Here is an 18,728-nt window from a genome sequence, read left to right on the forward strand (position 1 = left end):
CTGCAGGGCGCGTGCCCCTCGGGCATGTCCTGACCAGTGTGTGTGTCCTGCCGTGATGGAAGGTTCAAAGCGACTGTGATGGTGTCTCCAGGAATGCATAGCGTGCGCGCCGCCTGCGCGCCCGCCTTCGGCCCCCGGGGCCGGCCAGCGGCATGGGGTACCGGCCCATGGCGGTGAGCACCCGCTCCGGCGGCATCGGCGGCCTGCACGACCACGCCATGGGCGACTGGCGGTGGCGCCGCGGTGCCGCGCTGGTCGTTGCCATGGCGCTGCTCGGTGCGTGGCTGGTGGTCGAAACCGTGGCGCATGTGCGCGCGGCGGGCCGGGGGGAAGAGCGCAGCCGCCAGCTGGCGCACACGGCCGATTCGCTGCTCAACCAGAGCATGGGCAGCCCGATCCTCGGTGCCGTGACGCTGCTGGGGCTCAGCGAGCCCGCGCTGAAAGAGGTGGCTACCGGCGAGCTGCCCCCCGATGCGCCCGAGGCGCTCGCCCGCCTGGCCGTGGTGCGCGGCCGGTTCCTCATGAGCGGCGTGTATGTGCTGTCGCGAGACGGCACCGTGGTGGCGCACGAGACGCCAGGCGCGCCGTCCACCGGCATCAACCTGGCCTACCGGCCGTATTTCCAGCAGGCCATCCGGGGCGGCGTGAACGTGTACCCGGCCCTGGGCAGCAACACGCAGGAGCGCGGCCTGTACTACGCCGCGCCGCTGTACGAGGGCGATTCGCCGGCCAGCGCCATCATCGGCGTGGTGATGGTCAAGGTGGCGTTCGACGCGTTCGATGCGCAGATGGCCCGCTCGGGCTACCCCATGCTGCTGATGTCGCCCAAGGGCGTGGCCTTTTCGGCCACCCGGCCCGAATGGCGCTACGCCATGGCGCCGCCGCTCACCCAGGCGCGCATCGATGCCGTGCGCGACCAGCGGCAGTTCGGCAAGGTCTTCGACAACGGCGTGGCGTCGGCGCTGCCGTTCCGGCTCGATGCGCGCGAGGTGGTGGTGAACGGGACGACCTACGCGCTCGACAAGCACCCGCTCGACTGGAAGGACCCCGACGGCACCTGGCAGCTCGTCGCGCTGGACGACGTGAGCGCGCTGCTGCCCCCGTCGCGGCGCTGGCTGATCGGCGGCGGCACGTTCGCCCTGCTGCTGCTCATGGGCGGGATGATGCTGGAGATGCTGCGCCACCGCGCGCGCATGGCGTCCGCGATGGAGCGGTTCCAGGTGCTGGGCGCGGCGCTGCAGACCAGCCCGGTGGCGGTGGTCATCACCGACGCGCAGGGGCGCATCGAATGGGTCAACACCGAGTACGAGCGCAACAGCGGCCGCACGCTGCAGGAGGTGCGTGGTCAGAAGCCCTCGGTCATCTCCAGCGGCCAGACGCCGCCCGAGACCTACCAGCAGCTGTGGGCGCGGCTGCTGTCGGGCCAGTCCTGGCGCGGCGAATTCATCAACCGCCGGGCGGACGGCACCCTGTTCCATGAAGAGGCGACGCTCTCGCCCGTGTTCGACCAGCGGGGCCGGCGCATCGCCATCGTCGGGCTGCACGAGGACGTCACCGACCGCATCACCGCCCACCACGAACTGCAGCGGCGCGAGCGCCTGCTCAACGACCTGCTGGCCCAGCAGACCGCCATCTTCGACAATGCGCCGCCCATCCTGCTGGTGTGCGACGGCGTGTTCCGCCAGTTCAACCCGGCGTTCACCGAGTTGATGAAAGGCTCGGCCACCGAGTTGCTCGGCCACTCCGTATCGCGGATATTCGGCGGCGCGCAGGGCCATGGCGTGTTCCTGGAGCGCACCGGCGCCCGGCTGGCGGCGGGCGAGGCGGTCCGGGAGGTCTGCACGCTGCACCGCCTGGACGGCACGACGTTCGAGGCCCGCGTGTCCGGCCGCAGCCTCGAGATGGACGGCTTCAGCGATTCATGCCTGTGGGTGATCGAGGACGTGAGCGAGACGCGCGCGGCCGAGGAGGCCATGCGCGAGATCAATGACCGCCTGGCGCTGGCGCAGGAGGCCGGCAAGGTGGGCGTGTTCGACCTGGACCTGGCCTCGGACCGGCTGGTGTGGAGCGACAAGCTCGAATCCCTGTACGGCGTGCCGCCGCAGCCCGAAGGGCGCAGCCTACAGGACTGGCTCGACCGTCTGCACCCCGAAGACCGGGCCCGCGCCCAGGCGCGCATCGACAGCGCGCTGGCTGGCAGCGACGGCCAGTTGCAGGACTCCTGGCGCGTGGTGCGGCACGATGGCGAGGTGCGCTGGTTCCTGTGCGCGGCGCGCATCATCCGCGACGACGAAGGCCGCGCGAGGCGACTGATCGGCGTGCAGGTGGACGTGAACGACCAGAAGCTGCTGGAGGCACAGGTGGCCGAGCAACTGGTGTTTCAGCAGGCGCTCATCGACGCGATTCCCGTGCCGCTGTTCTACAAGGATGCGGAGGGGCGCTACGTGGGCTTCAATCGGGCTTACGAGCGCGCCTTCGGCGTGCGCCGCAACGACCTCATCGGCCGCACCGTGCTGGACCTGCATTACCTGTCCGAGGCCGAGCGCGCCGCCTTCGACTCCGATGCGCAGTTCGCGCTGAGCGGCGCGCAGTCGGTGCACAAGGAGGTGGACCTGCCGTATGCCGACGGCGAGATCCACCACACCTTGTTCTGGCTGCACGGGTTCCAGCGGCCGGACGGCACGCCCGGCGGCGTCATCGGCACCTTCGTGGACATCACCGACCGCCAGCGTGCCGAGCGCGAGCTGCGCCGCGCCAAGGAGATGGCGGAGGAAACCACGGCGCTCAAATCCAACTTCCTGGCCAACATGAGCCATGAGATCCGCACGCCGATGAACGCCATCATCGGCATGTCGCACCTGGCGCTCAAATCGGGCCTCACGCCGCGCCAGAGCGACTACGTCTCCAAGATCCAGCAGGCAGGCCAGCACCTGCTGGGCGTGATCAACGACATCCTGGATTTCTCCAAGATCGAGGCCGGCAAGCTCATCGTGGAAAAGCAGCCCTTCGTGCTCGACCGCATGCTGGAGGGCGTGGCCGACGTGGTGGGCTACAAGGCGGGCGTGAAGGGGCTGGAGCTGGTGCTCGATGCCGCTGCCGACGTGCCCGCGCACCTGGTGGGCGATGCGTTGCGGCTGGGGCAGATCCTCATCAACTTCGCCAACAACGCCATCAAGTTCACCGAGCGCGGCGAGATCCACATCCTGGTGCGCGTGCTCGAGCGCGCAGGCCAGCGCGTGCTGCTGCGCTTCGAGGTGCGCGACACCGGCATCGGCATGACCCCCGAGCAGATGGGGCGGCTGTTCCAGAGCTTCCAGCAGGCCGATGCGTCCACCACGCGGCGCTACGGCGGCACCGGCCTGGGCCTGGCCATCTGCAAGAACCTGGCCGAACTCATGGGCGGCGAGGTGGGCGCCGAAAGCGAGCCCGGCAAGGGTTCTGCCTTCTGGGTGACGCTGCCGCTCGATTGCGGCATGACCGTTCCCGCACTACTGCCGCCGCCCGGCGTGCGCGGGCGCCGCGTGCTGGTGGTGGACGACAACCAGACGGCAGCCACCGTGCTGTCCGACATGCTGCAGGCCATGGGCTTCGAAACGACCGAGGTGGAGTCCGGCCTGCAGGCGCTGGCTGCGCTGCGCCAGGGCATCGACGAGCGGCACCCCTACGGCCTGCTGCTGATCGACTGGCACATGCCGGGCATGGACGGCATCGAACTGGCCCGCCGCATCCGCGAGATCGGCCTGGACCGCGTGCCGCAGATGCTCATGGTCACCGCCTACGGGCGCGAAGAGGTCATGCTCGCCGCCCGCGCGCAGGGCATCGAGACCGTGCTGGTCAAGCCGGTGAGCGCCTCGGTGCTGTACGACACGCTCATGCAGCCGCTGGAGCACGGCTGGATGCCCACGCAGGCCCACCTGGCCCAGCCCGGCAGCGACCAGCCGCCGCTGGCCGTGCGCGGCGCCACCGTGCTGCTGGTGGAGGACAACGAACTGAACCAGCTCGTGGCCCTGGAGCTGCTGCGCGATGCCGGCTTCGTGGTGGACGTGGCCGCGCACGGGCAGGCCGCGCTCGAATGCATCGAGCGCCAGGACTACGACGCCGTGCTCATGGACATGCAGATGCCCGTGATGGACGGCGAGACCGCCACGCGCGCGCTGCGCGCGGACCCGCGGCACTCGAACCTGCCCATCATCGCCATGACCGCCAACGCCATGGAGTCCGACCGCCAGCGCTGCTTTGCCGCCGGCATGAACGACCACGTGCCCAAGCCCATCGAGCCGGCGGTGCTCTGGCGGGCGCTGGCGCGGTGGATCCGGCCGCGCCCGGGGCTGGGTGTGCGCCTGGACGAGGCCGGCGGGGCGCCGGGGCCCGCGGTGGCCGCCGGCCCGACGGGCACCGGGGCCTCGGCCGCGACCGCCGCGGCGCTGGGCGGGCCCGCGCAACTGCCCCAGGGCGTGCCGGGGCTCGACACGGTGCTCGGGCTGCAGCGCGCGCTGGGCCGGCCCGCGCTGTATGCCGACATGCTGCGCCGGTTCGCGGAAGGCCAGCAGCACGTGGCGCGCGACCTGTCCGGCGCGGTGCGGGCGCAGGACTGGGAGCAGGCCGAGCGGCTGGCGCACACGCTGCGCTCGGTGGCGGCCAACATCGGCGCGCAGCCGCTGTCCCACGAGGCCGAGGCCCTGGAGCAGGCGCTGCGCACCGGCCAGCGCAGCGCGGCGCTGCAGCGCCTGTGCGACGGCGTGGACCGGCGCGTGGCCGAGCTGCTGGAAGGTCTGGACGCCTGGGCCGCGGCAGCGCAGCCTGCCGCCCTGGCGCCGGGGAATGCGCCGCCGGGCCAGCCGGCCCCGATGGCGCTGCGCCCGGCCCTGCAGCGGCTGCGGGTGCTGCTGCAGGCCGACGACCCGGCCGCCGTGGACCATCTGCAGCAAAATAGGCCGGTGCTGGAAAGTGCGTTGGGCGCAGCGTTCGCTGCGCTGGAATCGGATACCCGGAGTTTCGAGTTTGAGCGGGCCTTGGACACGCTGCATGCCGCGGCGCAATCGGACCTCGACGGGTCCGAGCCTTCTCCAGGCGGGGCCGCATGACAGGACCACCCCATGGACATCCCCCATTTCTATGCCGACGAGTCCCTCTTTGTCGAAAAACCCATCGCCACCGTGCTGGTGGTGGACGACACGCCCGACAACCTCACCCTCATGGGCACGCTGCTGCGTGACCACTACCACGTCAAGGTCGCCAACCAGGGCGAGAAGGCCTTGCGGATCGCGCAGTCGTCCCCGCCGCCCGACCTGATCCTGCTGGACATCATGATGCCGGGCATCGACGGCTACGAGGTCTGCCGCCAACTCAAGGCGCACCCGCAGTCGCGCGACATTCCGGTCATCTTCCTCACCGCGCGCTCCACCTCGGACGACGAGCGCACGGGCCTGGCGGCCGGTGCGGTGGACTACATCACCAAGCCCATCAGCCCGCCCATCCTGCTGGCGCGCGTGCACACCCACCTGGCGCTGAAGGCCACCGCCGACTTCCTGCGCGACAAGAGCGCCTACCTGGAGCGCGAGGTGGCCATGCGCACGCTGGAAGTGCAGGCCATCCAGGACGTGACCATCATGGCCATGACCTCCCTGGCCGAAACGCGCGACAACGAGACGGGCAACCACATCCGCCGCACGCAGCTGTACGTGAAGGCGCTGGCCGAGCACCTGCGCCTGCACCCGCGCTTCGAGCAGACGCTGACCGAACGCATGATCGAGTTGCTGTACAAGTCGGCGCCGCTGCACGACATCGGCAAGATCGGCATTCCCGACCGCATCCTGCTCAAGCCCGGCAAGCTCACGGTGGAAGAGTTCGAGGTCATGAAGACGCACACCACGCTGGGCCGCAACGCCATCGAGGACGCCGAGCGCCGCCTGGGCATGCGCGTGGCCTTCCTGAGCGTGTCCAAGGAGATCGCCTACAGCCACCAGGAAAAGTGGGACGGCAGCGGCTATCCGGAGGGCCTGGCGGGCGATGCCATTCCCGTCTCGGCACGGCTCATGGCCGTGGCCGACGTGTACGACGCGCTCATCAGCAAGCGCATCTACAAGCCCGCGTACTCGCACGAGCAGGCCTGCGCCACCATCGTGCGGGGCCGCGGCACGCATTTCGACCCCGACATGGTGGATGCCTTCGTGGACCTGGCCGACGACTTCCGCGACATCGCGCTCAAGTACCCCGACCCGGAATAGGCCGGCACGGGCCGCAGGCCCGAAAAGAAAAAAGGGACTGCCGCGCGACCCACGGGCCGCAGCGGCAATCCCTTCGCGCGGGCGCGGCCGGGTCAGCGGGCGCCGGTGGCGGCTTCGCCGTCCTCGGCCGGAGTGGCCGGCACCACGTCGTCCAGGCCGTCCGTGGGCAGCGAGAGGTTGGCCGCCGCCTGGCGCACGGCCGCCTTGTCGCCGGCGCTGGCGAACTGGCTGTATTTGCTCAGGATGGGCACCAGCTGGCCGTAGATGCGCGGTGCGCCGGCCAGGCATTCGCGCTGCTCCAGGAAGTCCGCCTCGCCCGTGAAGTTGCCCACCAGGCCGCCGGCCTCGGTCACCAGCAGCGAGCCGGCCGCCACGTCCCAGATCGACAGGCCGGTCTCGAAGAACGCTTCGGTGTAGCCCGCGGCCACGTAGGCCAGGTCCAGCGCGGCGGCGCCCGGGCGGCGCAGGCCGGCGGTGCGCTGCATCACGTCGGCCATGATGTTCAGGTAGTTCTTGAAGTTGTCGCCCGGACGGAACGGAAAGCCGGTGGAGATCAGGCATTCCTTGAGCTGCGTGCGCTTGGAGACGCGGATGCGGCGCTCGTTCAGGTAGGCGCCGCGGCCCTTGGTGGCGGTGAAGAGGTCGTTGCGGGTCGGGTCGTAGATCACAGCCTGCTCGACCTTGCCGCGCACGGCCAGCGCGATGCTCACGCAATAGACCGGAAAGCCGTGGATGAAGTTGGTGGTGCCGTCCAGCGGGTCGATGATCCAGACGAACTCCGAATCCTTCGCGCCGTATTCGCTGCCCGATTCCTCGGCCAGGATGCCGTGGCCGGGGTAGGCCGTGAGCAGCGTCTCGATGATCGCCTTTTCGCTCGCGTGGTCCACCTCGGTCACGAAATCGTTGATCTGCTTTTGCGAGATCCGCACGGATTCCACGTCCAGGGCCGCGCGGTTGATGATGGCGCCGGCGGCGCGTGCGGCCTTGATGGCCACGTTGAGCATGGGGTGCAGATTGGTCGACATTGGATTGTGGCGTGGGCCGGGCGCGCGGCAAGGGCGGCCTGGCGGTTCAGGAACGGGGAATGGCGCCCCGGCGATGCGGACGGCGACAATGAGCGCGCGATTTTACCCGTACTGCCTTTTTTTCACCGACCGCGTGCCATGAAGACCCGTTTCATCCTCCTCCACACCAGCCATGCCGGCAACGTCGGCGCCGCCGCCCGCGCCATGAAGACCATGGGCTTCGGCGACCTGGTGCTCGTCGCCCCGCGCTGGGCCAACGTGCTGCGCCGCGAGGAAACCATCCAGCGCGCCAGCGGCGCCTTGGACGTGCTGGAGAACGCGCGCATCGTCGCCACGCTGGACGAGGCCCTGGACGGCATGAGCCACCTGTGCGCCACCGCCATGACCCCGCGCGACTTCGGCCCGCCCACGCGCTCGCCGCGCGAGCATTTCGAGTTGCTATTGAAAAGTGAGCAACATGCCATAGAAGAACATGTGCTGGAGCCCGATTTGGCTCCAACGCCCAGCACCGAGGCCGGCGTGGCCTTCCTGTTCGGCAGCGAGCGCTTCGGCATGGCCAACGACGACGTGTACCGTTGCCACGTGGCGCTGTCGATTCCCACCAACCCCACCTTCGGCTCGCTCAACCTGGGTGCGGCCATCCAGGTCGTCGCCTACGAATGGCGCCTGGCGCTCGGCGGTTTCCCCGCCGCCGACGGCGCGGCGGCCGCAGCACCCGCCACCGAGCGGGCCGACGCCGCGCAGGTGGCCGGCATGCTGGCGCACTGGGAGCGCGCGCTGGTGGACATCGGCTTTCTCGACCCCGCCGCGCCCAAGAAGCTCATGCCGCGCCTGAACCAGCTGTTCAACCGCGCGCAACTCACGCCCGAGGAAATCCACATCCTGCGCGGTGTCGCCAAAGCCATGACCGGCGCCGCGCAGGCAAAGCGCTAGACTCGGCGGCTCTTTTTCCGCTGCGCCCCCACGCCCCACCACCCCATGTTTGCCCGCCTGCGCTCCGACGTCCAGTGCATCCTCGACCGCGACCCCGCCGCGCGCAGCACCTGGGAGGTGGTCACCTGCTACCCCGGCCTGCACGCGATCTGGCTGCACCGGCCGGCGCACTGGTGCTGGCGCCACGGCCTACCGTGGCTGGGGCGCTTCATCTCGCATTTCGCGCGCTGGATGACGGGCATCGAGATCCACCCGGGCGCCAGGATCGGCGAGCGCGTCTTCTTCGACCATGCCATGGGCGTGGTGGTCGGCGAAACCGCCGAGATCGGCGACGGCTGCACCATCTACCAGGGCGTGACCCTGGGCGGCACCTCGCTCTACAAGGGCGCCAAGCGCCACCCGACGCTGGGCAAGGACGTGGTGGTGAGCGCCGGCGCCAAGGTGCTGGGCGGCTTCGAGGTGGGCGACGGCGCCAAGATCGGCAGCAACGCGGTGGTCATCAAGCCCGTGCCGCCGGGCGCCACAGCCGTGGGCATCCCGGCCCGCATCATTCCCTCCAAGGCCGGCCAGAGCGCCGACGTGACCGAGCCGCAGGCCGCGCGCCCGTTCACCGCCTACGGCATCACGCAGGAAGACGACCCGCTCTCGCAGGCCATGCGCGGCCTGATCGACAACGCCTCGTCGCAGGAGCACCAGATCGCGCTGCTGTGGCAGGCCATCGAAAAGCTTTCGGCCAACCCGCAGGCCCCGGCCAAGGACTGCGTGCCCTGCGACGCGGCGCGCGAGGAGCAGTTCCAGGCGGACAAGCTCAACGAGCTGGTGGGGAAGTAGCGGGGCCGCACCGCCGGTAGGGGGGCTGGCCGCTAGGAGGCCATGCCTCGGCCACGGGGATCAGTCAAGCGTCTTGGTGCCGTACAGCACCGCGTCGAGCCAGGCTGGATCCGTGGCTTTAACCCAGTCATCTCGGTCGCCGTCATAGATTTCCTTGCCTTCCGAGGCCCATTTCTGCATCTTGGCCTGGAACTGCCCTGGATAGTCCTGTGCGCTGCACGCAATGTTGGCCCATACATCGCAGATGGCCAGATCGGCCGGCCATTGCGTGAAATCGTCTGGCAGACGCTGTGGCCTGGGGCCCACGATCGCGAAGCCATGCAGTTCGCCGGTCGGGCCGGAGCCGACGCCATGTACCGGCCAGCCATTCGCTTGGCCGTAGGCTTTGGCGATCTCGGTCAGTTGCCCGCAGTTGTGGCCGCGGACCCCCAGCGGCGAATGGCCTTGCTCCTGAACCTTGTCGATCTCTGCCTTGGCATTCCAGATTCTGTCGTTCTCGGTGTCTTCATCCACCCGGGTGTGGCACTTGTTGTCCGACTTGAAGTTGTTGCGGTGATAGTGGTTCCGGCGGATGACCGCGAGCATCTGCGTGGCAATGGCCAGAGATTCTGGCTGACCCCCCTGAAGTCCCGAATGAACCCCTTCCATCCACACGGTGCCTGCATCCTCCAGAGGGACGGCCTTGAATGTGGCGTGCACCAGTCCGGCCGCATCCTTGGCGTGGAAGCGTCCCCACGGATCGCGCTGACCCATGATGCGTACCGTCTCGCCAGACGGGCGTTGATGGCGCACCACTTCATAGCCGTCCGGTAACGGGCCGTGCAGTGGTGCATGGCATGCCCGCAAGGGGGTTGTGTCACCGTGCGATGGACCCATGGAGCGTGGCTGCAGAGCAGGGTGCGACAGATTCCCGAAGCGGGGAGATGATGAAGTTGGCTCCTTGCCGGGTTGCGGCGCGCTGTCGTCTGTGCCGCAGGAAGAATGCGGCACGGGTGCGGAGCGTGCGGCCTGGGATGGGATCAATGGCGACATTCGGAGTGGCGTCAGTGGCAGTGATGTAAATCCACATCATGAAGAAGCTACCTGCCTGCGATACCAGGGCAGAGCGAATGGATATGAATTTCCGCGAAAGCGAGCGCGGCGGCACACCCCTATGTCCCTGATCGTTCCTGTTGTTGCGATTGCCCCTGCGCTGGTTAGGTCCTGTGCGCGCTTTTCGGCCGGAACGCCTTGCACACCGCGTCGTGCGTTTCCAGGTACGGCCCGCCGATCAAATCGATGCAGTAGGGCACCGCGGCGAAGATGCCCGGCACCACCGGGCTGCCGTCCTCACCCCGCAGGCCTTCCAGCGTTTCCGCAATCGCCTTGGGCTGGCCGGGCAGGTTGACGATGAGCGTGCTGCCGCGCACCACCGCCACCTGGCGCGAGAGGATGGCCGTGGGCACGAAGCGCAGGCCGATCTGGCGCATCTGCTCACCGAAGCCCGGCATCTCCTTGTGGGCCACGGCCAGCGTGGCCTCGGGGGTCACGTCGCGCAGGGCGGGACCCGTGCCGCCGGTGGTCAGCACGAGGCTGCAGCCGGCGGTGTCGGCCAGCTCGATCAGCGTGGCGCTGATGGTGGCCTGGTCGTCGGGGATCAGCCGGGGCTCGAAGGCGATGGGGTTGCGCAGCGCGCGGGCCAGCCAGTCCTGCAGTGCCGGCAGGCCCTTGTCCTCGTAGACGCCGGTGCTGGCCCGGTCGCTGATGGAGACGATGCCGATGCGCACCGGCTCGAAGCCGCCGGTCGCGGCAGGTGCCACGGCGTCAGGCATCGCGGCCGGTCTCTTCGTGGCGGGCGTGGGTGGCCGCGTCTTCCATCTGTTCGCGCACGAGCTGGAACAGCTCGCGGTAGGCGCGGCCCTTGCGTGGGGCCAGGCCCTCGGACACCTGCACGTTCGCGGTCTTGCCCTCGGGCTGCGCATCCTTGCGCGCCTGGCGGATCAGCGCGCGGATCTGCTGCGTGTCGGTGCGCGGAAAGCGCTCCAGCCAGTCGGGCAGCGCGGCGTCGTCGGCGATCAGCCGGTCGCGCCAGCGCTCGGAGGCGTGCAGCGCGAGCTTTTCGGCGGCCGATCCGTTGTGCTGCTCGTCCAGCGCGGCCTGGGCGGCGGCCACGGCGGCGGGATCGAGCTGGCGCATGATCTTGCCGACGTACTGCATCTGGCGGCGCTTGCCCTCGAAGTTGGTGATGCGCTTGGCCTCGGCCAGCGCGTCGCGCAGCTTCTCGGGCAACTGCAGGCGTTCCATCAGGTCGGCGCGCAGCGTGAGCAGGTCTTCGCCGAGCTTCTGCAGCGCATCGCTCTCGCGCTTCAGGTCGGTCCGGCTCGCTTCGTGCGTGCCTTTGAGCTCGGCTTTCAGTTCGATGTCCAGCTCGCTGCCTTCGGCAACGAACTGGCCTCGCACGTAGTAGCCTTTTTTGGGTTTGCGTGACATGGTGGGGGCAATGGGAGGGGCACGCGTGTGCCCATACAGGCTTCGGCACCTTGGCGCCGAAGGCGGCAAGTATCATAGCCGCCGATATGAATACACCCAGCCCACGCGCCGCCGGCGCCGCCCCGAAGACACCCGACAGCGGTTTCAGCTACACCCGCCCGTTTTTCGAAGACCTCGTGGACCGAGCCCTGGCGCACGCCAAGAAGCTGGGCGCCACCGACGCCGGCGCCGAGGCCTCCGAGGGCTGCGGCCTGTCGGTCAGCGTGCGCAAGGGCGAGCTGGAGAACGTCGAGCGCAACCGCGACAAGTCGCTGGGCGTGACGGTCTACATCGGCCACCGGCGCGGCAACGCCAGCACCTCGGATTTTTCCAGCGCCGCCATCGAGCAGACGGTGCAGGCCGCCTACGACATCGCCCGCTTCACCGCTGAAGACCCGGTGGCCGGCCTGCCGGACGAGGCCGACATCGCCCCCGAGGACTCGCACCGCGAGCTGGAGCTGTTTCACCCCTGGGCCATCACCAGCGAGGAGGCCGCGCGCATCGCCATGGAATGCGAAGCCGCCGCGCTGCAGACCAGCCGCCGCATCACCAACAGCGAAGGCGCGGGCGTGTCGGCCCAGCAGAGCCACTTCTTCAGCGCCCACACGCGCGGCTTTCGCGGCGGCTATGCCAGCTCGCGCCACAGCCTGTCGGTGGCGCCCATCGCCGCGCTGCCCGGCAAGAATGCCGACATGCAGCGCGATGCCTGGTACAGCTCCATGCGCGATGCGCGCGAGCTGGCCGCGCCGGCCCAGGTGGGCCGCTACGCCGCCGAACGCGCCCTGAGCCGCCTGGGCAGCCGCAAGATCCCCACCACGCAGTGCCCCGTGCTGTTCGAGTCGCCCCTGGCGGCCGGCCTGCTGGGCGGCTTCGTGCAGGCCGTGAGCGGCGGCGCGCTGTACCGCAAGAGCACCTTCTTGCTCGACTCGCTGGGCAAGCCGGTGCTGCCCAAGCACATCGACATCCTGGAAGACCCGTTCATTCTTCGCGGCAAGGGCAGCTCGCCCTTCGACGACGAAGGCGTGCGCGTGGCGCCTCGCAAGGTGGTGGATGCCGGCCGCGTGGAGGGCTACTTCCTCTCGAGCTACTCGGCGCGCAAGCTGGGCATGAAGACCACCGGCAACTCGGGCGGCTCGCACAACCTCACGCTCACCTCGCGCCGCACCCGCGCGGGCGACGACCTCGACGCCATGCTGAAAAAGCTGGGCACCGGCCTGTTCGTGATCGAGCTGATGGGGCAGGGCGTGAACTACGTGACGGGCGACTACTCGCGCGGCGCCAGCGGCTTCTGGGTGGAGAACGGCCAGATCGCCTACCCGGTGCATGAGATCACCATCGCCGGCAACCTGAAGGACATGCTGAAAGGCATCGAGGCCGTGGGCGCCGATGCCTACAACTACGGCGCCAAGACCGTGGGCTCGATCCTCGTGAACCGCATGAAGGTGGCGGGCAGTTGACGCAACCCGCAGCGGTGCCGAAAGCACCGGCCCCAACAAAAAACCCGCCAGCGGCGGGTTTTTTGTTGGGCTGAACGAAAGCCGATCAGCGCTGGCGGCGTAGGCGGGCGATGCCGAACATGCCGAGCAGCGAGGCCATCAGGATCAGGCCCCATTCGGACACCGTGGGAATGGGCGATGCCGTTACTGCAGCTGCGGCCATCGCGTAGCTCACGGGGGCGTTGTTGGCCGTGCTGCGCGAGGTGTCGGTCACGGTCGATGTCAGGCAGGTATCGGTCGCGCCGCTGCTGCCCGTGCCCGTGTTCTGGCAGCCGGAGTTGTGGGTGGAGGTGCTGGTGGCGCCGGAGACGATCACGGCCGCGAAGCGGTCCGCCGTGGTGTGCGGTGCGGTGCCCGTCATCCACAGCACGGCCTGCATCAGGTTCACGTTCGTGATGTTGCCGGAGGCGTCCGTGGAGATGCGCAGCGTGTTCAGACGGGCGTTGGGGTCGGTGGAAGCCACGGTGTCCAGGCCGCTGGAGAAACTGTAGGAGGTGACGGTCGAGCCGATCTCCAGGTTGCTGGCGCTGGCGGGCAGGTTACCGGCCGTCGTGAAGGTGCCGGTGATGTTGTTCGTGGTCAGGTAGTTGGCGCACAGGCTCGCGGGCGTCGTGGTGCAGTTCGTGTAGTTCTGCAGGCTGGCGTAGTTGCCGGTGCTGTTGATGTTGACCGTGGCACCGAACGATGTACCTGCCGCCAGGGCGAACACAGTGCCCAATAGGATTTTTCTCATAACCGCCTCCAAGGGTTAGTAATTGTTACCGGCCGAAAGTTTAATGCGGAACCGCAAACGATTCTGTAACTGTTGCATTGGTGCCAATTTCGAACACCGCCGCCCTGGCGCGGCGAGCTAAGGCGGTGGCACCCATGGCCCCCCGTTGCCCCGGCGAGTCGCCGCGAACCCGCCTCCGCAGCCGGTGGGACCGCTCAATACGCGGCGCCCGACTGGGGCGGCACCGCCGCCACCGCCGGCCCGCCGAACTGCGCGCGCAGCTTGCGTGCCGCGCCCACGAACATCAGCACGTCCACCCCCACTGCCACGAAAGTGCAGCCCAGATCCAGGTAGCGCTGCGCCAGCACCGGATCGGACGTGAGCGTGCCGGCGGCCTTGCCGCTGGCGATGATGGTCCGCATGGCGCCTTCGATGGCGGCCTGCACGTCGGGGTGGCCGGGGTTGCCGCGGTGGCCCATGGACGCGGCCAGGTCGGCCGGGCCGATGAAGACGCCGTGCACGCCGTCCACCGCGCAGATGGCGGGCAGGTTCTGCAGCGCCGTCACCGTTTCGGCCTGCACCAGCAGGCAGACCTCGTCGTCGGCCACCTGCAGGTAGTCCGCGCGGCCGTTCCATTGCGACACGCGGGCCACGGCGCTGCCCACGCCGCGCGTGCCGTGCGGCGGGTACTGGGTGGCGGCGGCAATCGCGCGGGCCTGCTCGGCCGTGTCCACCATGGGCACGAGCAGGGTGCGCGCGCCGATGTCCAGCATCTGCTTGATGAGCGATGCGCTGCCTTCCACCACACGCACCACCGGCTGGGCGGGCTGCGCGGCCACGGCCTGCAGTGTGGCGAGGGTGCTGCGCACGTCGTTGGGCGCGTGCTCGCCGTCGATCAGCAGCCAGTCGTAGCCGGTGGTGGCGGCTGCCTCGGCCAGGTACGGGTCGGCCATCGACAGCCACAGGCCGATCTGGGGCCGGCGGGCGGCGAGGGCGGATTTGAAGGGGTTGTGTGCGGGCATGGTGCGGGTTGGGCGTGAAGCGAAGGGGGAAGGAGAACGAAGGGTAGCCGGCCGGGCTCAGACCCCGGCCAGCAGGTGGCCCGGCGGCAGCGGCCGGCCCTGCAGGTGGTCCACGATGTTGCGCGCCGTGGCGGTGGCCACGCGCAGCGCGGCATCGCGCGTCACCCCGGCGACGTGGGGTGTCAGCAGCACCTGGGGCAGGGCGTTGAGCGGGTGCTCCAGGGGCAGGGGCTCGGTGTCGAAGGTGTCCAGCCCCGCGCCGGCGAGGTGGCCGCTGCGCAGCGCCGACAGCAGGGCCGCTTCCTCCACCACCGGGCCGCGAGCGGTGTTGACGAGAATGCCGCCGGGCCGCAGGCAGTCCAGCTCGCGCGCACCGATCAGGCCGCGCGTGCGGTCGGTCAAGGGGCAGTGCAGGCTCAGGATGTCCACGCGCGCCAGGAAGGCATGCAGGTCCGGCTCGGTGGCAAAGCCGTCGGCCTGGCCCGCCGGGCGCAGCACCAGCACCTGCGCGCCCAGCGCGGCGGCCAGCCGCGCGGTGGCGCGGCCGATGCTGCCGTAGCCCACGATGCCCACCGTGCTGCCCCGGAAATCCCGGCCCTGCCACTGGCTGTCGGCCCAGCCGCCCGCGCGCACGCGCCGGTCCAGCTCGGGCAATTGCCGCGTGAGCGCGAGCATCAGCGCCAGCGCGTGCTCGGCCACCGCATCGGCATTGGCGCCCAGGGCCACGGCCACCGCCACGTGGCGCCGCTGTGCCGCCGCCCGGTCCACGCTGTCCACCCCGGCGCCGTTCTTGGCCACGATGCGCAGCGCGGGCGCGGCGGCCATCACGCGCTCGGTGATGGGCTTGGAGCCGCGCAGCACGATGGCCTGCGCGCCGGTGGCGGCCAGCCGTTCGGCCAGCGTGTCCTCGGTGATGGGCTCGGCCATGCAATGCACGCGGCCGCCGCTGCGGCGCACCAGGTCCTGCGCGGCCTCGGGCCAGTGCGCGGCGGTGACGAGGACATCGAACGGGGCGGGGGAAGGGGCCAGGGAGGATGGGGCCGGATCGGGCGTCGTGGAAACGTTCATGGCGCGTGCATGCAGTGGGGAAATGGTGAAATGGTGTCGGCGAGATGAACAGGCGCAACGCAAGGCGGGGCGGGCCACGCCCGCCCCGTGCGTGCCGTGTCAGTCGATGCGGATGCCGTTGGCCTGGATCACCTTGCCGTAGCGGCCCAGCTCGTCCTGCGTGAAGCGGGCCAGGGCCTGCGGCGTGCCCGGCTGCGGGCGTACGCCCAGCGCTGCCATGCGTTCCAGCACCTCGGGCTGGCGCAGCACGGCGTTCAGCGCGGTGTTCAGGGTGGCCACCACGTCCTTGCTCGTCTTGGCGGGGGCGTACAGGGCATACCAGGCGTTGACCTCGAAGCCGGGGTAGCCCGCCTCGGCGAAGGTGGGCACGTCCGGCAGCTCGGGCAGGCGGGCGGGCGCGGCCACGGCGAGCGCCCGCACCTTGCCGCCCTTGATGAGCGGCGAGGCGCTGGTGAGCGTGTCCAGGATCATGTCCAGCCGCCCGCCCATCAGGTCCATGGTGTGGGCGTTGCCGCCCTTGTAGGGCACGTGGTTGATCTGCACCTGCGCGGCCTGCTTGAAGAGTTCCGCCGCCAGGTGCAGCGGCGAGCCGTTGCCCGACGATCCGTAGTTGAGCGCCCCCGGCTGCTTGCGCGCGGCCTCCACCAGCGCGCGCACGCTGGTGTACGGCGAATCCTGCGCCACCACCAGCACCATCGGCACCACGCCGATCAGCCCGATGGGCGTGAAGTCGGCCACCGCGTCGTAGCCGGGCTTGGCATAGAGGTGCGGGCTCACCGCGTGGCTGGCCAGCGAGCCCAGCACCAGCGTGTAGCCGTCCGGTGCGGCCTTGGCGGCCACCGTGGTGCCGATGGTCGTGCCGGCCCCGGGGCGGTTGTCGATCACCATGGGCTGCTTGAGCGCATCGCCCAGCTTCTGGCCCACGAGCCGCGCCACGGCATCGTTGGCGCCGCCGGCCGGGTAGGGCACCAGCAGCGTGACGGGTTTGGTCGGATAGGCGTCGGCCGCGTGGACGGCGGCGAGCGGCGCGGCCAGCCCGCACAGGGCGAGCGCGGCCGATACGACGAGCGCTCGGCGGCCGGTGGTGGTGCGGGTGCGTGGGCCGGGGTGTGCATGGGCACGGGAAGCGATGGGAACCATGGTGTTGTCTCCTGGTGTGTGGTTTTTACTTGGGCGAACAAACCGGCACCGCGCCCATGTCGCGCCGTGCCGGTGGGGAAATCGATCAATGCATGGGGGGCTTCCGTGGTGGGGGCTTGCGTGGCGGTGACAGGCGGTTTGGTGGAGGGAGCCTTGTGCGGTCGGTGTGCTGGTGTGGGCCGTGTGCCCCTCAGCCCAGCCCTCCCTGGCACACATACTTCGTGTGCAGGTAATCCTCCAGCCCGTGCGTGGATCCCTCTCGCCCGTAGCCCGACTCCTTCACGCCCCCGAACGGCGCCGCCTCCGCCGCCAGCGCCCCTTCGTTGATCCCCACGATCCCCGTCTCCAGGGCCTCCGCCACGCGCCAGATGCGGCGCACGTCCTGGCTGTAGAAGTACGCCGCGAGGCCGAACGGCGTGTCGTTGGCGGCGGCGATCACTTCTTGTTCGTTGTCAAAGCGCGTGAGCGGCGCCACCGGGCCGAAGGTCTCCTCGCAGGCGCAGGCCATGGTCGCATCGGCGTTCTCCAGCACCGTGGGGGCGTAGTAGGTCGCGCCCAGGTCGGTCAGGCGCTTGCCGCCCGTGAGCACCCTGGCGCCCTTGGCGACGGCGTCCTGCACGTGCCGCTCGATCTTCTCCACCGCCCGGGCGTTGATCATCGGCCCGATCTGCGAGGCGGGGTCGCTGGCCGGCCCCACCTTCAAGGCCGCCACGCGGGCGGTGAGCTTTTGCGCGAATTCGGCATGGACTGCGGTGTGCACGAACACCCGGTTGGGGCACACGCAGGTCTGGCCGCCGTTTCTGAACTTGGCGGCCATGAAACCGTCCACGGCGGCGTCCACGTCGGCATCCTCGAACACGATGAAGGGGGCGTTGCCGCCCAGCTCCAGCGAGAGCTTCTTGAGCGTGTCGGCGCTGCGGCGCGCCAGGTGCTTGCCCACGGGCGTGGAGCCGGTGAAGGTGATCTTGCGCACGCGCGCATCGTCCAGCCACACGTCCACCACCTCGGGCGTCTTCTCGCGCGAGGCGGTGACGATGTTCAGCACGCCCGCAGGCACCCCGGCCTCCTGGGCCAGCAGCACCAGGGCCAGCGACGTGAGGGGCGTGTCCTCGGCGGGCTTGCAGACCACCGTGCAGCCGGCGGCCAGGGCCGGGGCGATCTTGCGGGCGATCATCGCGGCGGGAAAGTTCCACGGCGTGATGGCGGCCACCACGCCCACGGGCTCCTTCAGGGCGAACATGCGCCGGCCGGGCACGGGGGCGGGGATGACCTCGCCGTTCATGCGCGTGGCCTGTTCGCCGAACCATTCGATGTAGCTGGCGGCGTAGGCCACCTCGCCCTTGCCCTCGGCCAGGGGCTTGCCCTGCTCCAGCGAGATCAAGGCGCCCAGGTCGTCCTGGTGGGCCAGCACCAGATCGTTCCAGCGCTTGATGATGGCCGCGCGCTGCTTGGCGGGCACCTGGCGCCAGGAAGGAAAGGCGGCATGGGCGGCCTCCAGCGCGGCCCGGGCCTCGGGGGCGCCGGAGTCGGGCACCTCGGTGATGACAGTGCCGGTGGCGGGGTCGGTCACGGGCAGCAGCGCGCCGGGGCCGGGGTGCCACTGGCCTGCGATGAAGTTGGCGCTGCGGATCAGGTCGGGGCGGTGGAGGGTCAGGGGCAGGGTCAGGGGCAGGGTCAGGGGCAGGGTCAGGGGCAGGGTCAGGGGCAGGGGCAGGGGCATGGCAGGGACGGAATGGGGTTGGAATGAAATCGGGCTCCAGTGCAAA

14 protein-coding genes are annotated in these 18,728 nt (G+C 69.8%); 5 read left to right on the forward strand and 9 right to left on the reverse strand.

The annotated features are described in order from the left end of the window. The first annotated feature begins 167 nt into the window (after window positions 1-167). Entirely contained in the window at window positions 168-5,084 is a 4,917-nt protein-coding gene (locus tag AVTE2539_RS14800; RefSeq protein ID WP_284411673.1) for a PAS domain S-box protein, read from the forward strand. 12 nt (window positions 5,085-5,096) lie between these two features. Continuing rightward, a complete protein-coding gene (locus AVTE2539_RS14805; protein WP_284402728.1) occupies window positions 5,097-6,227 on the forward strand; it encodes a response regulator in 1,131 nt (376 codons plus the stop codon). Between the two features lie 92 nt (window positions 6,228-6,319). Here AVTE2539_RS14805 and AVTE2539_RS14810 read toward each other — a convergent pair whose 3' ends face one another. Beyond that, window positions 6,320-7,252 (reverse strand): inositol monophosphatase family protein, encoded by a 933-nt coding sequence (locus AVTE2539_RS14810; protein WP_284407290.1) that lies wholly within the window; start codon window positions 7,250-7,252, stop codon window positions 6,320-6,322. 138 nt (window positions 7,253-7,390) lie between these two features. Here AVTE2539_RS14810 and AVTE2539_RS14815 point away from each other — a divergent pair, with 138 nt between their 5' ends. Continuing rightward, the gene (locus AVTE2539_RS14815; protein ID WP_284411675.1) at window positions 7,391-8,185 is read left to right on the forward strand and encodes an RNA methyltransferase; all 795 of its coding nucleotides are present in this window, start codon (window positions 7,391-7,393) and stop codon (window positions 8,183-8,185) included. A gap of 45 nt (window positions 8,186-8,230) precedes the next feature. Then, window positions 8,231-9,016: a serine O-acetyltransferase gene (gene cysE / locus AVTE2539_RS14820; protein ID WP_284402731.1), complete on the forward strand. Its 786-nt coding sequence runs from the start codon at window positions 8,231-8,233 to the stop codon at window positions 9,014-9,016. A gap of 60 nt (window positions 9,017-9,076) precedes the next feature. On the opposite strand, the gene AVTE2539_RS14825 is transcribed toward cysE, so the two are convergent. The 3 genes from AVTE2539_RS14825 to yjgA all read right to left on the reverse strand — a co-directional run bounded on the left by AVTE2539_RS14825 (window position 9,077) and on the right by yjgA (window position 11,485). Further along, on the reverse strand, window positions 9,077-9,892 hold the full coding sequence (locus AVTE2539_RS14825) for a hypothetical protein (RefSeq protein WP_284411677.1): 816 nt from the start codon (window positions 9,890-9,892) through the stop codon (window positions 9,077-9,079). A gap of 320 nt (window positions 9,893-10,212) precedes the next feature. Beyond that, entirely contained in the window at window positions 10,213-10,827 is a 615-nt protein-coding gene (mog, locus tag AVTE2539_RS14830; RefSeq protein ID WP_284411679.1) for a molybdopterin adenylyltransferase, read from the reverse strand. Then, window positions 10,820-11,485 (reverse strand): ribosome biogenesis factor YjgA, encoded by a 666-nt coding sequence (gene yjgA, locus AVTE2539_RS14835; protein ID WP_284411681.1) that lies wholly within the window; start codon window positions 11,483-11,485, stop codon window positions 10,820-10,822. The genes mog and yjgA overlap by 8 nt, the downstream gene beginning before the upstream one ends. An 86-nt stretch (window positions 11,486-11,571) precedes the next feature. On the opposite strand from yjgA, the gene pmbA reads away from it, so the two are divergent. Continuing rightward, window positions 11,572-12,981, forward strand: coding sequence for a metalloprotease PmbA (gene pmbA, locus AVTE2539_RS14840; RefSeq protein ID WP_284402734.1), 1,410 nt, complete (start codon window positions 11,572-11,574; stop codon window positions 12,979-12,981). A gap of 85 nt (window positions 12,982-13,066) precedes the next feature. Here the strand turns inward: pmbA and AVTE2539_RS14845 are convergent, their stop codons facing one another. The 5 genes from AVTE2539_RS14845 to AVTE2539_RS14865 all read right to left on the reverse strand — a co-directional run bounded on the left by AVTE2539_RS14845 (window position 13,067) and on the right by AVTE2539_RS14865 (window position 18,622). Beyond that, window positions 13,067-13,753, reverse strand: coding sequence for an IPTL-CTERM sorting domain-containing protein (locus AVTE2539_RS14845; protein ID WP_284411683.1), 687 nt, complete (start codon window positions 13,751-13,753; stop codon window positions 13,067-13,069). 194 nt (window positions 13,754-13,947) lie between these two features. Next, on the reverse strand, window positions 13,948-14,754 hold the full coding sequence (gene hpaI / locus AVTE2539_RS14850; protein WP_284411685.1) for a 4-hydroxy-2-oxoheptanedioate aldolase: 807 nt from the start codon (window positions 14,752-14,754) through the stop codon (window positions 13,948-13,950). A gap of 57 nt (window positions 14,755-14,811) precedes the next feature. Then, window positions 14,812-15,822, reverse strand: a complete 1,011-nt coding sequence (locus tag AVTE2539_RS14855) for an NAD(P)-dependent oxidoreductase (RefSeq protein ID WP_284411687.1) — start codon at window positions 15,820-15,822, stop codon at window positions 14,812-14,814. A gap of 99 nt (window positions 15,823-15,921) precedes the next feature. Further along, entirely contained in the window at window positions 15,922-16,962 is a 1,041-nt protein-coding gene (locus AVTE2539_RS14860; RefSeq protein ID WP_284411689.1) for a Bug family tripartite tricarboxylate transporter substrate binding protein, read from the reverse strand. Window positions 16,963-17,152: 190 nt separating this feature from the next. Then, window positions 17,153-18,622 (reverse strand): NAD-dependent succinate-semialdehyde dehydrogenase, encoded by a 1,470-nt coding sequence (locus AVTE2539_RS14865; RefSeq protein ID WP_284412461.1) that lies wholly within the window; start codon window positions 18,620-18,622, stop codon window positions 17,153-17,155. Window positions 18,623-18,728: the final 106 nt, after the last annotated feature.

Source organism: Acidovorax sp. SUPP2539 (genome assembly GCF_030158975.1).
Taxonomy (GTDB): domain Bacteria; phylum Pseudomonadota; class Gammaproteobacteria; order Burkholderiales; family Burkholderiaceae_C; genus Paracidovorax.

Excerpts from the sequence above, each read along its gene's own strand:
- AVTE2539_RS14800 (WP_284411673.1), top strand. The coding sequence starts at position 168 with ATGGCGGTGAGCACCCGCTCCGGCGGCATCGGCGGCCTGCACGACCAC.
- AVTE2539_RS14805 (WP_284402728.1), top strand. The coding sequence starts at position 5,097 with ATGGACATCCCCCATTTCTATGCCGACGAGTCCCTCTTTGTCGAAAAA.
- AVTE2539_RS14810 (WP_284407290.1), bottom strand. The coding sequence starts at position 7,252 with ATGTCGACCAATCTGCACCCCATGCTCAACGTGGCCATCAAGGCCGCA.
- AVTE2539_RS14815 (WP_284411675.1), top strand. The coding sequence starts at position 7,391 with ATGAAGACCCGTTTCATCCTCCTCCACACCAGCCATGCCGGCAACGTC.
- cysE (WP_284402731.1), top strand. The coding sequence starts at position 8,231 with ATGTTTGCCCGCCTGCGCTCCGACGTCCAGTGCATCCTCGACCGCGAC.
- AVTE2539_RS14825 (WP_284411677.1), bottom strand. The coding sequence starts at position 9,892 with ATGGGTCCATCGCACGGTGACACAACCCCCTTGCGGGCATGCCATGCA.
- mog (WP_284411679.1), bottom strand. The coding sequence starts at position 10,827 with ATGCCTGACGCCGTGGCACCTGCCGCGACCGGCGGCTTCGAGCCGGTG.
- yjgA (WP_284411681.1), bottom strand. The coding sequence starts at position 11,485 with ATGTCACGCAAACCCAAAAAAGGCTACTACGTGCGAGGCCAGTTCGTT.
- pmbA (WP_284402734.1), top strand. The coding sequence starts at position 11,572 with ATGAATACACCCAGCCCACGCGCCGCCGGCGCCGCCCCGAAGACACCC.
- AVTE2539_RS14845 (WP_284411683.1), bottom strand. The coding sequence starts at position 13,753 with ATGAGAAAAATCCTATTGGGCACTGTGTTCGCCCTGGCGGCAGGTACA.
- hpaI (WP_284411685.1), bottom strand. The coding sequence starts at position 14,754 with ATGCCCGCACACAACCCCTTCAAATCCGCCCTCGCCGCCCGCCGGCCC.
- AVTE2539_RS14855 (WP_284411687.1), bottom strand. The coding sequence starts at position 15,822 with ATGAACGTTTCCACGACGCCCGATCCGGCCCCATCCTCCCTGGCCCCT.
- AVTE2539_RS14860 (WP_284411689.1), bottom strand. The coding sequence starts at position 16,962 with ATGGTTCCCATCGCTTCCCGTGCCCATGCACACCCCGGCCCACGCACC.